Raw genomic sequence first — 12594 nt, forward strand, 5'->3', positions numbered from 1 at the left:
GGTTCTAGGCCCCCGCCTCCAAAGACCTAGAAAAGAATAGGAGGAAAAAGTTATACTGCTTTTTCTCCTCTTTCACCGGTTCTAATTCTTATAACCTCTTCAACTGGTGCTACGAAGATTTTTCCATCTCCAATATCACCTGTTTGTGCAGTTTTAACTATGGCGTCAATAACTTTTTCAACATAATCATCGTTGACAATTATTTCGAGCCTGGTTTTAGGTAGGAGATCCACTTTGTAATCTCTGCCCCTGTAACTTTCAGTTATTCCTAACTGACGGCCACGACCTTTAACTTCTGTTACAGTCACTCCATTGCACTGAATTTCTTGAAGAGCTTCTTTTACAACTTCTAATTTATCTGGTCTTATTACTGCGGTTATTTCTTTCATTTTACCACATTCCCTTAAATTCTGTAACCCGATTCTTCGTGAAGATGGGTATCAAGGCCTTCAACTTCTTCTTTGAGGTCCACTCTGAGACCGATGGTTTTGTCAATGACAACACCAATTATTAGGGTCATTATGAGTGTGTATACTCCTACAACAGCGATACCAATTAATTGTGTTACAATCTGTCCAGGGTTTCCGTAGAGAGCACCTGTTCCTAGTGAGTTTACGAATGGAGCAGCAAATATACCTGTTGCTAGAGCACCCCATGCACCACCTACACCGTGGATACCGAATACATCAAGTGCATCGTCGTATCCGAATTTGGATTTGACTGTTGATATTGCAATGTAACAGAATATGGATACAAGGAAACCTATGACTAATGCTCCGCCCATTGTTACAAATCCTGCTGCTGGTGTGATTGCAACTAATCCTGCTATTGCACCAGATATTGCACCGAGTAAAGTTGGTTTTCCAGTTTTTATAACATCCATCATTACCCATGATATGAGTGCTGCTGCAGTTGCGGTGTTTGTTGCTAAGAATGCTGAACCTGCAAGTCCGCCTGCAGAAAGTGCTGATCCTGCGTTAAATCCGAACCAACCGAACCACAGTAATGCTGCACCTATAACTGAGTATCCTAAGTTATGTGGTAGCAGTCTGATATCTTTCCTTTTTCCAAGTAAAAGTACCAGTGCGAGGGCAGCAATACCTGCATTCAAGTGAACAACTGTTCCTCCTGCAAAGTCTAACACACCTAACTGTGATAACCATCCTCCACCCCATACCCAGTGGGATATAGGTAGATATACGATTGTTATCCAGAGTGGCACGAATGCGAGCCATGCACTGAATTTCATCCTTTCAACTATTGCACCTGAAACAAGTGCTACTGTTATGGCTGCAAATGTCATCTGGAAAGCTACATAAACCAGTAATGGTATTGTAGGTGCTAAAGGTGCCAGAGCATTTACATCTATTCCGTTCATTAATATATTGGCCGGACTACCAATTATACCCATCACATCCGTTCCGAATGCCAGTGGATATCCATAAATTACCCATATTATACTTGTTATGGAGAATGCCATGAACGATAAAAATATGGTGTTTAATACATTTTCTTTTTTAGTAAGTCCCCCGTAGAACAATGCTACGCCGGGTAAAGTCATTAACATAACTAAAGCGGTGGAGGTTAACATCCACGCTGTATCACCAGAGTTAAGAATTGCTTCAACCATTTTATTTCCTCCCTTAGGTTTGTATCTGATAATATCGGTTGATTATCAATTGATTAGTGTATAGTCGTTTTAATTTGTAGTATTGTGAATTTTCCAAATGGAAAATGAGATTAATATTTCAAATCATTCACCCCAATTTTATTTTCACCTAAACTATCGGAGGTAGGAAACATACTTCCGACATATCATTGTTGAATTTAACCATATATAAATGTTTTGATTGATCTGTCCAAAAATGTACAATATCAGCGTTATAACTGACAATGAATAGTAAAATTAGAAATAATTAAAAAATGTTCATAATATTATGAATTTTAGATAAATTTTTGGTAGATTGTTGAAAATATTTCCAAACTTGAATTCAAGAATTTAAAAAAAATATAAAATTTCAGAATTTTATTTATAGGATCTTAATAATAAAAGTAATAGAATATGGAGTTAAATGGCTTTTTCGCCACGTTCACCAGTTCTTATTCTAATTACTTCTTCAACAGGTGAAATGAAAATTTTTCCATCACCTATATCTCCAGTTTGTGCTGTTTTCACTATTGTGTCAACGATGTTGTCTAAATCTTCCTCTCCTGTAACTATTTCAATTTCTGTCTTTGGAAGAAGATCAACCTTGTAGTCGTGTCCTCTGTAACTTTCTGTAATGCCTAACTGTATTCCTCTACCCCTTACTTCTTTGATAGTTAAACCATTGCAACCTATATCTTCAAGTGCCTGTTTAACCTCCTCTAATTTATCGGGTCTTATAATCGCGAGTATTTTTTTCATTATTGCACCTCATAAATCCTCATTTAAAATTATTATTACTTTGGATTCATTTAAAGCTACTCATGACAGCCTGTAACCGGATTCCTCATGCAGATTAATATCTAGACCTTGAACTTCGTCTTGAGTTTCTACTCTGAGTCCTATTGTTTTGTCAATGACCTTACCAATTATCAGGGTCATCACAAATGCATAGGCTCCAATTACTAATACGGCCAGGAGTTGAATTCCTATTTGAGCTGGGTTTCCTGCGATTAATCCTCCTTTAATTGCACTGTTTATGAGGGGTGTTGCAAAGAATCCTACTGCGATGGTACCTACTATTCCACAAACACCATGTATTCCAAATACATCGAGGGAGTCATCGTAACCGAACCTTGGTTTAAGATGTGAAACAGCGAAGTAAGCACAAATTGCGGCAACAAATCCTATAATTATGGCCGCGGTTACATTTACATAACCTGCTGCTGGTGTTATGGCTGCAAGTCCAGCTATTGCACCTGAAAGTGCTCCAAGTATTGTTGGCTTACCAGTTTGAAGTTTATCCATGAGGATCCAAGTCATCATACCAACACAAGCAGAGATGTTTGTGACTATCATGGCAGATACTGCCAAATTTGTTGCTCCAAGTGCAGATCCTGCGTTAAATCCAAACCAACCAAACCATAGTAGACCGGTACCAATAATGGAATATCCTAGATGGTGGGGAAGTAAATTAGAATTTTTCCTTGCACCTAATAACATCACAAGGGCTAATGCTGCCATACCACAGTTAACATGAACAACTGTTCCTCCTGCAAAATCAAGTGCACCCATCTGAGCTAACCATCCTCCACCCCACATCCAGTGAGCTACGGGCATGTAAACTAGTGTGGCCCAAATAGGTATAAATGCGAGCCAAGCTGAAAATTTCATCCTTTCTACAACTGCTCCAGATATCAATGCAACTGTTATGGCTGCAAATGTCATTTGGAATATTGCGTAAAGTCCTGTTGGTATGGTTGGGGCATAGGTTGAAAGTGTGTTTGATTCTATAACTCCTCCGAACAGTGGATTTGCTATGCTACCCATAAATCCCCACATATCAGAACCAAAGGTAAGGTCGTAGCCATATACGAACCAGATTATACTCACAATTGCAAAACTTACAAAAGATAAAAATATTGTATTTAAAACGTTTTCTCTCCGTATTAGCCCTCCATAAAAGAGAGCTACGCCGGGTATGGTCATTAGAATTACTAGTGCTGTGGATATTAACATCCAGGCAGTATCACCAGAGTCAAGAACTACCATTTTTTTGTTTCCTCCATTAATAGTTTAGGTATATAATTTTCCATAATCTTTTCAGGTACAAGAAAATTTTCTAAAAATAAAAATTTTACCCCACCTGTTGTTTCCTTGTAGATGCTATTGGATATAGGCAACCTACTTCCGATATATTTTTTTGCATATTATTATTTAACTATTGTGGTAAAACGAAGTTGAAATGATTAAATATTTCCAAACAATATCAGAAAAATTACAAAATAAATTAAAAAAAGGCTAATAAATCCATCCTGATCAAGAATTATAAAAAAAAATAAGTGGTAGGAATCAGATGATTCCTTTGTATTTGAATGGTTTTTCCAGTCCTGCCATTTTGACTCCTGTGAGGGTGGATGATTCTAAAGTTAGTGCCCTTAAATCATCTTTCTCGAGTTTTAACAGATCTGTATTACCTGCTTGTTGTGTTAGCATCACGGCTTCTTCTGTCATGGCTTCGATGTATCTTGCAACTCTTTTTCCACCTTCAATATAATCTAAACGCCTTCTAAGCTGTGGATTTTGTGTTGCAATTCCTTTTCTACATGTTCCAGCGAAACACATCTGACATACTCTGCATCCAATTGATACCAGTGCAGCAGTAGCTATATAAACTGCATCAGCACCGAGTGCAATTGCTTTTGCAACATCGGCACCATTTCTTATGCCTCCTCCTGCAACAAGATTTACTTTACTACGTAAATTAATTTGTTTTAAAGCTTCATCTGCTTCAACAATTGCAGCTATGGTTGGCACACCTGAATGTTCTGTAACGACGTCAGGTCCTGCTCCTGTTCCTCCTTGCATTCCATCAACAACTATGATGTCTGCCCCGGCTTTTGCTGCTATCTTTACATCGTCACTCACACGACCAGATGTAAATTTAACAATGATTGGAACCTTCCAGTCAGTAATTTCACGGAGTTGGGATATTTTCATGGAAAGATCTTCAGGACCTACAATGTCCATGTGTCGTGCAGGGCTCAGTGCATCTGTACCTTCTGGAATCATTCTGATTCTTGAAACATCTGCAGTAACCTTTTCACCAAGTAAATGACCGCCCATACCAGACTTGGCACCTTGACCTATTTTGATTTCCACCGCTTCTGAGTTGTTTAGGTACTTGGCTGAAACTCCAAACCTACCAGATGCGTACTGTGCTATGAGTTTAGATGCATATCTTCTCTCTTCCGGAAGCATACCTCCTTCTCCAGTATTGGTTGCGGTTCCTGCGAGTGTTGCACCCATGGCAAGGGATATTTTGGCCTCTTTACTGAGCGCACCGAAGGACATTGCAGCAATCATTATTGGAGTGTCTATAACGAGGGGATTTTCCGCGAATCTGGCTCCTAATGTGACTTTTGTGTTGCATGGTTCCCTGTATTTGTCTATTGGAGGTCTTGAAACCTGAGCTGGAATAACAACCAGGTCATCAAAGGTCGGGATTACCCTGGTAGCTCCACAGCCTCGTACTTTGTATGAACCAGTTTCAGATTTTCTGCCTATTTCAACAATATCTGATTGTGTCCACACATTTCTTCTGTCTTCTGGAACTGCGTTAACTTCTATTGCATTGTTTGGACACATTTCTTCGCATATTCTGCATCCTACACAGTTTTCATGATGAAGTGGGTATGGTTCGTCGTCAATTATTTCGTATACATCGTGTGGACAGTTGTTAAAACATGAGTAACAGTTTTTACACAGTTCTTCGTCCCTGTTATCGCACATGTACCAGCAGCATCCTGGTCTGTTGAATTCTCTTTTGCAGAGATTATGATCCCTTTCAACTTTAAATGGCAATTTACATTCCTCCCTTTCCCTTATTTAAATCTTTAAGTGGTGTGAAAATTGTGCATGCTGAATATTTGGTTCCAGCAGCTTTCAGAACATCTGCTACATTGTTGGTTAATTTAGGTTCTGGTTTCCATGGTTCTTTGGAGTTCTTGTCTACCACAATCACATCATCCACGACATTTTTAGCTAATGCGTAGTTTAGAAGTGCTGTAGCAACACCTCCATCCTGACCATTTAACATTGGAGCTTTGGCTGAAACTATTTTTAAATAGTCGCCGAGTGGTTTTTTATCGGCATCTGTGGTCATAATATCGTCTGGAACGTAGGTCCTTGGACATGCCATGTAACACAGGTTACATCCTTCAGGGCACTTTCCAGTTAACTGAGGTTTTCTGTCATCGATCTTTATGATTCCTTCTGGACAAACATAATCACATGCTCCACAAAGTACGCATGCTCCTATGTCTATCACATCTCCCTTTAGATCGTTGAATTGACAGTTTTCTATTTCTTCGTAGTATTCCCTGATCGGCATCTGCCTTCTGTATATAACTGGCCTTCCAACAAGCTCACGCCTTTGAATTTCCTCTATATTTTCTTTCATCTTCTTGTTAGAAAGGTTTTCAATCAGCTTTATACCTTTTTCATCTATTGGTTTGGTTTCGATGTAACTGTCTTTTTCTGCGTTTTTTAGGAATTCTAATCCTTTATCGCTTCTAACAATCACTGTGGACCATCCCTCTTCAGATCCCACAGAACCTACTGAAATGTCTGATAGTTCAGATGTGAAATCCATACAGATGTTGCAGTTTTTTCGTATGCATGATTTAGCTTTGTTAAGGGGTACTTTGAAAATTTTGTCTTCGTTTAGGTAGAACCACATGTAATTTTTTTCTACCCTGCATTCTTGGATATCGTTCATATCTATGTTGTTTTTATCCAAGAGCTTCTTGATTGAACTGTATGAAAAGTTTTCCATGCAGAAAAGTCCGATTTTAATATCGATTGGTGAATTTCCAAGTACATCTGAAAACTTTTCGAGTTTGCTTGCAGCCACCATGTGGCAGGGAGTTCCAACAACTGCAACTTTTTCTTTGCTACTGTTTTCCATAGTTCATCCCTCCTCAGATTCTTTGCCGTAGAATGGTCTGTTAGATCTTGGAACAATTTTTTTAAAGGATTCATAATCTTTTTCAGATAGATCGAACCCGTACTCTGGTAGTAGTTCTTTGAGTTCCGTGAGATCATCATTGTTCAGTTCATCTATTTTAGCATTTTTACCAAGGCTCTCAACACTTCCACGAACGTATATTGCTCCCCTGATAATGGATTCACCAGCGTCTTGAGAGACATCTCCTAGGATTATGATGCGTCCGCCCATCATGAACAGTCCGGTCATAAATCCAGAATTTCCACCAACTATTATGGTGCCGCCTTTCATTATTTCGCCAGTTCTTGAGCCTACGTCTCTTTTAACAGTTACGGTTCCTCCGTATATTCCTTGTCCTACTCCATCCCCTGCTGATCCATCTATTATGACTTCACCAGATGTCATGTTGTCGCCAGGGAACCACCCTGCATTTTCGGTTATGTGTATTTTGGCGCCGTCAATCATTGTTCCTGCAAAGTAACCTGCTGATCCGTCAATAACAATTTCAACAGGTTCGATCAATCCCGCTGCAATGTAGTGCATTGCATTCGGATTTTTCACAACAATACTGTCGTAATCAACTGCAGCTTTTCTAATGTCACGATTAACTTCCCTTGGGGGTTGGTTTTCGGCATTGATAATAAATTCACTCATATTAATCACCTAAATCTTTTTATATGCCTTTTGGTCGTTATATTGTGTAAGATCTTGTTTCTCCAGGGGCTATCTGATCTATGTCGTGGGTGTCCATAACTTCTCTTAGGGACACTTCTTCAGATGCTATGGCAAAGACTTCGTTGTTTTCAGCCATCACTCCAGGTCTGAGTCCCAGCTGATCCTTTGCAATTCCAACCCCATTGGGTGTTCCAACTATGTATGAAAATGGACCATCCATATCTTTAACAGATTGTTCAAGAGCCTCTTCGAGTTTGTATCCTTCAGATAGTTTGTCTGCTATGTAGTGCACAATACATTCTGTGTCGTTATTTGTTTCGAATATGTGGCCTTTACGTTCTAGAGGATCCCTTATTTTCCAGTAGTTGGTTATTTGGCCGTTGTGTACGACTGTTATGTCGGGAATAATGTAACTCTGGAATGGGTGTGCATGATACCTGTCAACCAGACTTTCAGTTGAAAATCTTGTGTGTCCAATTCCATGAGTTCCCATTTTTGATGTTGTATCGTACCTAGCAGCAATGTCCTTTACTAAACCAACATCTTTTATCATTTCAAATGAATGTGCCCCGTTGAGTACTGTCACATTGTCAATTTTGTCGATATCCATGATCAATGGTTTTAACTCTGAAAAAGAACTTAAACCAATTTTGCAGCGGTATATCATGTAATTTTCAACTGATGGAATGATTTCCTCTTTTTTTATTGGTGTAGCAGTATTCACAGTTTCTTTAACTGCTTCTAGAAGGCCGTGTTTCTCCTTAACTTCTATGTTTAGGAGATATTCATTTTCTTTTAATCCAAGCCCGCCGTATATGGCTAAACCAGCGGAATCTGGTCCTCTGTGTTGTAATGCATCTAACATCTTTGTGAGGTCATCACCCACGTGATGAAGCTTTTTATCTTTGTATACTACTCCTGCTATTCCACACACTTTAATACCTCCTTTATGAAGTACTCATGAATCTTTGTATCTTCAGTGAGTTCTGGATGGAAGGCCGTGGCAACATGTTTTCCAGATGCAACCGCAACTATTTTATTGTTAACCCTGGCCAATACTTTTCCATTGTTTAACTTTTCTATGTAGGGTGCTCTTATGAACACTCCTTCATATTTATAGCCGAAAATTTCTATTTCATTTTCGAAAGATGCTTTTTGTCTGCCAAAACCGTTTCTTTTGACTTTCATGTCAATAAGGCCGAGTAATGGCTGTTCATAATCTGTTTCTGTTGCAAGCAGTACTAACCCAGCACAAGTCCCTAATACAGGGATATTTTTTTCTATTATTGCTGTTTTAAGGCCAGTTTTTTCCATAAGTTTACCTATTACTGTGCTTTCTCCCCCGGAAATGATAAGTCCGTTGCACATGGAAAGATCTTCAACAGTTTTAACCTTCAGAATATTGGCTTCAATATCCATACTGCTCAAAGCTTTTTTAGTAGCCTCAAAATGCTCAGAAACATCTCCTTGTAAGTCTAATATTCCTATACTTATCATTTATAATCCAACTCTCTAAGATCGTCCTTTAAAGTCGTTATATTCCTTTGTAAACTTTTTAAGGTGATCTTATTAGATGAATATATCATATATAATTACCGGAAAATATTTTCCGTAAAAATCGCCCTACAAGAAATGTTGAACTAATATTTCTATATTCTATTAAATTTATACAATGTTCAATTTAGTACTTATATATCTTATATAACTGAACACTTATATAAACTTTTCAATTTAACATTATTATTTATAAATAATTTATTTCATGATCAATTAAATTTATATAGCATGTGCAAATCTTAATAATAATTACACTCAATCTATTATTATATTTATTAAAATTAGATAAAGATCAAGATATTTATCAGGAGGTAACAATGGACGAAAAACTCGTTATATTAATTGTTGTTTTAGTAGCAGTTGCCGGTGTAGTTGGGTACGTTATAGGATTGTATCAAGGAGCAGGTAACGTTACATTAAATATAAGTAACAACTCCACAAATGCAACAACGGGAGCGACAACACAAAAAAATACAGTCACACCAGTAAAGAACAACACACCAAAAAATAACACACCAAGTGGGAACAATACTACTTCAACAGGTTAAATAAGTTCTAAATGATTCAATTCTATCTGAATCATTTTTTTTACTTTTTTAAAACATGATCATGTTAAGGAATTTAAGAGATCTATTCATATATTATATGTACCAATTTTAGCTGGTTACTAATTTCAAACTTTTATCATTCAAAGATCTATCGCATTCATAACTTCTTCAGTTTTAGTTTTAACTTCCTCTGCTGCTTTTAAAAAGGCTTTCCTTTCTCTTTCTGTCATGATTATTGGAATTATTCTTTCAATCCCATCAATACCCAACTTGACTGGAACTCCAAGGCATACATCTTTTACACCTTCAATTTCCCCATCTAAAAGCGCACTCACAGTCAATATTTTCTTTTCGTCATTCAAAACAATCATGGCTATATTAGAAATTGCAAATGCTGGTCCGTACTCTGTAGCTCCCTTCTTCTTGATCACGTAGTTACCTGCATTTTTAACCTTTTCTACTGTTCTGTCCATGTCAAAATCATCATAGCCCTTGAAATATTTAAGAAGTATGCCTCCTATGGATGTGGAACTCATTATTGGAACCATGTTATCTCCATGTTCACCCATTACCCTGGTGTGTATCTCACTTACATGGATATTGAAGTGTTGAGATATGAGATTTTTCAGTCTTAAAGAATCTAAATGGTTTCCCAGACCAAATACCTTATGTTTATCAAATCCAGAAGCTTTTAAAGCTACATGAGTCATTATATCTACAGGGTTGGTTACAACGAGTATAACTGATTCTGGTGCAAACTTGGCAATTGCACGGGCATATTCTGCCACTATCTTAGCATTTGGTACGGCAACGTCCATTCTAGACATTCCAGAGCTTCTTGGTTGTCCTGCACTTAGAACCACAATGTCAGAATTTTTTACATCTTCAAAATCATATGAGGCCGTGATCTTCACATTAACATCTTTAGCAGCCAATGCATCGTACATATCAAGAGCCTCTCCTTCAACTTTATCAAAGCTTTCCTTTCTTGAGATAAGCACTAAATTGTTCACAGAGTTTTCTTCCGCAAGGCAGAATGCTGCTGCTTTACCAACTCTTCCAGATGCTCCAATTACACTAACTTTCAAATGTATCACCCCTCTCCTTTGATATAAAAATATGATTCAGATAACTTCTGGTTATCTTGATAGATACTAAATTTTAATTTGATTCTATTATAAAATTAGATGAATGGAATAGCTGTCCATTCCACTAACTATCGAATTTCAATATACTTCTACCTGAAATTTGTTAATTTATTCCAGTTTGTCTAAAAATTTCTGAGAAACCCTTCTAACATAACTGCTTTTATCATTTAAAGCTTTTTTAAGGGGTTCAATTCCCCTTTCATCCCCCATGTTTCCAAGTGCCCATGCTGCTCCTCCTCGAACAAAGCCACTTTCATCATCCATAGCTACAATTAGAGGTTCAACAGCTTTTTTATTAGCTATTTTACCCAGAGCCCATGCTGCTCCTCCACGAACACGCCAATTTTCATCTTTAAGAGTTTTAATCAGAGGATCAACTGCAGGATCACCCATATTTCCGAGTGCAGTGGAAGCTTCCCTCCTAACCCATTTGTTGGGATCATTCAAGGATTCTATTAGTACATCAATTGCACTTGGATCAGCTATTATTCCTAGAACGCGTATAGATCCTTTCCGAATATCTTTATCATCATCATCGGCAGCAATCATTAGTTTATCCACAGCGGGTTCTCCAATTTCCTCTAAAAGTCCCATGGCCTGAGTTTGCACCAATTCATCATCATCTTTAAGGGTCTGTATGAGTCTTTCAATATTTGCTTCACGTTCCATTTTCATATCCCCATGATTCAATTAAAAAAATTTAGCAATCAAAAAAATTCGTTCATTAAAAAACACATTTTGTTACTTTATGTATCTCATTAAGAATAAACTTTTTGATGTAACAGAATTAGTAGTTCAATTAATTAAGCCGTATCGATGGAATTAATACGGTTTACACATTAGTTTCAACGGAACCAAACACAACCATTAACTTTTCCCACTAAATCAATATCATTTTTATGATTAAATTAATATATACAGTATGATATAATTATGCCTTTAATTTTATTATTTAATAAAAAAAATAGGGGATGATGATTTGTACACTTTAACTGTTATTCCAGGAGACGGTGTTGGGCCTGAGGTTACCGATGCTGTACTTCATATTATTGATGCTTTAGATTTGAATTTTGATTACACAACAGCCGATGCTGGAGAGGAATGTTACAAAAAAACTGGAACAACCATCCCTGAAGAGACAATTTCGCTTGCAAAAAAATCTGACGCCACACTTTTTGGAGCTGTTACAACAGTTCCTGGAATGAAAAGTGCCATAATAACCCTTAGAAAAGAATTGGGCCTCTATGCAAACCTAAGGCCAGTAAAATCATATGATGGTATTGATTCGTTATACAAAGACCTTGATATTTTAATTGTCAGGGAAAATAGTGAAGGTCTTTACTCTGGAATTGAAGAGTACACCCCAGAAGGTGCAATTGCAACTAGGGTAATTACCAAGGTTGCTTCTGAAAGAATATGTAGATTTGCATTTGATCAGTCCATAAAATTGGGGAGAAAAAAGGTTACAGCTGTTCATAAGGCTAACGTGCTCAAGAAAACAGATGGAATTTTTCGTGGGGAGTTTCTCAAAGTTTCAGAAGAATATCCAGAAATAGAAACCGATGAAAAGTACGTTGATGCTGCGGCCATGTTCATGGTTTCTAAACCCCAAATCTTTGATGTGATGGTTACAACAAACCTTTTTGGAGATATACTCTCTGATGAGGGTGCAGGATTAGTAGGTGGATTGGGTGTAGCACCTTCCGCAAATATTGGGGATGATAATGCACTTTTTGAACCTGTTCATGGTTCTGCACCGGATATTGCAGGCAAAGGAATTTCAAATCCTTCAGCAATGATCTTATCAGCTGTTATGATGTTGGATTATCTTGGTGAGGCTGAACAAGCTCAAGAACTTGAGAATGCACTTTTAGATGTGTTGAGCAGTTCCAAGGTTACAACGCCGGATCTTGGTGGATCATCTAAAACAATTGAAATGGCCAATGAAATTCGATCAAAACTTATTTAATTGTGTTATAGCTTTAAATAAGAATTGAATCCATTTTTTTGTTT

Annotated in this window: 13 protein-coding genes; 2 read left to right on the top strand and 11 right to left on the bottom strand. The window is 37.5% G+C overall.

From position 1 onward, the window contains the following. Positions 1–50: 50 nt before the first annotated feature. The 9 genes from METBO_RS02905 to pdxT all read right to left on the bottom strand — a co-directional run bounded on the left by METBO_RS02905 (position 51) and on the right by pdxT (position 8825). Positions 51–389, bottom strand: a complete 339-nt coding sequence (locus tag METBO_RS02905; RefSeq protein ID WP_013644171.1) for a P-II family nitrogen regulator — start codon at positions 387–389, stop codon at positions 51–53. Positions 390–403: 14 nt separating this feature from the next. Further along, positions 404–1630, bottom strand: a complete 1227-nt coding sequence (locus METBO_RS02910) for an ammonium transporter (RefSeq protein WP_013644172.1) — start codon at positions 1628–1630, stop codon at positions 404–406. A 438-nt stretch (positions 1631–2068) separates the two neighbouring features. Beyond that, complete coding sequence (locus METBO_RS02915) at positions 2069–2407, bottom strand: P-II family nitrogen regulator (protein ID WP_013644173.1); 339 nt, start codon at positions 2405–2407, stop codon at positions 2069–2071. A gap of 60 nt (positions 2408–2467) precedes the next feature. Continuing rightward, positions 2468–3697: an ammonium transporter gene (locus tag METBO_RS02920; RefSeq protein ID WP_013644174.1), complete on the bottom strand. Its 1230-nt coding sequence runs from the start codon at positions 3695–3697 to the stop codon at positions 2468–2470. A 300-nt stretch (positions 3698–3997) separates the two neighbouring features. Then, on the bottom strand, positions 3998–5509 hold the full coding sequence (locus tag METBO_RS02925) for a glutamate synthase-related protein (protein WP_013644175.1): 1512 nt from the start codon (positions 5507–5509) through the stop codon (positions 3998–4000). 1 nt (position 5510) lies between these two features. Continuing rightward, the gene (locus METBO_RS02930; protein WP_013644176.1) at positions 5511–6614 is read right to left on the bottom strand and encodes a Coenzyme F420 hydrogenase/dehydrogenase, beta subunit C-terminal domain; all 1104 of its coding nucleotides are present in this window, start codon (positions 6612–6614) and stop codon (positions 5511–5513) included. 3 nt (positions 6615–6617) lie between these two features. Next, entirely contained in the window at positions 6618–7307 is a 690-nt protein-coding gene (locus METBO_RS02935; protein ID WP_013644177.1) for a GltB/FmdC/FwdC-like GXGXG domain-containing protein, read from the bottom strand. Positions 7308–7344: 37 nt separating this feature from the next. Then, entirely contained in the window at positions 7345–8262 is a 918-nt protein-coding gene (locus METBO_RS02940; RefSeq protein WP_013644178.1) for a class II glutamine amidotransferase domain-containing protein, read from the bottom strand. Next, positions 8250–8825, bottom strand: coding sequence for a pyridoxal 5'-phosphate synthase glutaminase subunit PdxT (gene pdxT / locus METBO_RS02945; protein ID WP_013644179.1), 576 nt, complete (start codon positions 8823–8825; stop codon positions 8250–8252). The genes METBO_RS02940 and pdxT overlap by 13 nt, the downstream gene beginning before the upstream one ends. A 377-nt stretch (positions 8826–9202) precedes the next feature. Here pdxT and METBO_RS02950 point away from each other — a divergent pair, with 377 nt between their 5' ends. Further along, entirely contained in the window at positions 9203–9433 is a 231-nt protein-coding gene (locus METBO_RS02950) for a hypothetical protein (protein WP_013644180.1), read from the top strand. Positions 9434–9573: 140 nt separating this feature from the next. On the opposite strand, the gene METBO_RS02955 is transcribed toward METBO_RS02950, so the two are convergent. Continuing rightward, positions 9574–10521: a malate dehydrogenase gene (locus METBO_RS02955; protein WP_013644181.1), complete on the bottom strand. Its 948-nt coding sequence runs from the start codon at positions 10519–10521 to the stop codon at positions 9574–9576. Between the two features lie 168 nt (positions 10522–10689). Beyond that, positions 10690–11250 carry a HEAT repeat domain-containing protein gene (locus tag METBO_RS02960; protein WP_013644182.1) on the bottom strand — a complete coding sequence of 187 codons (561 nt, stop codon included), beginning with the start codon at positions 11248–11250 and terminating at the stop codon, positions 10690–10692. 310 nt (positions 11251–11560) lie between these two features. Between METBO_RS02960 and aksF the strand changes: the two genes are divergently transcribed. Then, the gene (aksF, locus tag METBO_RS02965; protein ID WP_013644183.1) at positions 11561–12550 is read left to right on the top strand and encodes a homoisocitrate dehydrogenase; all 990 of its coding nucleotides are present in this window, start codon (positions 11561–11563) and stop codon (positions 12548–12550) included. The last annotated feature ends 44 nt before the right edge of the window (positions 12551–12594 follow it).

The organism is Methanobacterium lacus (assembly GCF_000191585.1).
Lineage (GTDB): Archaea > Methanobacteriota > Methanobacteria > Methanobacteriales > Methanobacteriaceae > Methanobacterium_B > Methanobacterium_B lacus.

Excerpts from the sequence above, each read along its gene's own strand:
- METBO_RS02950 (WP_013644180.1), top strand. The coding sequence starts at position 9,203 with ATGGACGAAAAACTCGTTATATTAATTGTTGTTTTAGTAGCAGTTGCC.
- METBO_RS02910 (WP_013644172.1), bottom strand. The coding sequence starts at position 1,630 with ATGGTTGAAGCAATTCTTAACTCTGGTGATACAGCGTGGATGTTAACC.
- pdxT (WP_013644179.1), bottom strand. The coding sequence starts at position 8,825 with ATGATAAGTATAGGAATATTAGACTTACAAGGAGATGTTTCTGAGCAT.
- METBO_RS02920 (WP_013644174.1), bottom strand. The coding sequence starts at position 3,697 with ATGGTAGTTCTTGACTCTGGTGATACTGCCTGGATGTTAATATCCACA.
- METBO_RS02935 (WP_013644177.1), bottom strand. The coding sequence starts at position 7,307 with ATGAGTGAATTTATTATCAATGCCGAAAACCAACCCCCAAGGGAAGTT.
- METBO_RS02960 (WP_013644182.1), bottom strand. The coding sequence starts at position 11,250 with ATGGAACGTGAAGCAAATATTGAAAGACTCATACAGACCCTTAAAGAT.
- METBO_RS02915 (WP_013644173.1), bottom strand. The coding sequence starts at position 2,407 with ATGAAAAAAATACTCGCGATTATAAGACCCGATAAATTAGAGGAGGTT.
- METBO_RS02905 (WP_013644171.1), bottom strand. The coding sequence starts at position 389 with ATGAAAGAAATAACCGCAGTAATAAGACCAGATAAATTAGAAGTTGTA.
- METBO_RS02930 (WP_013644176.1), bottom strand. The coding sequence starts at position 6,614 with ATGGAAAACAGTAGCAAAGAAAAAGTTGCAGTTGTTGGAACTCCCTGC.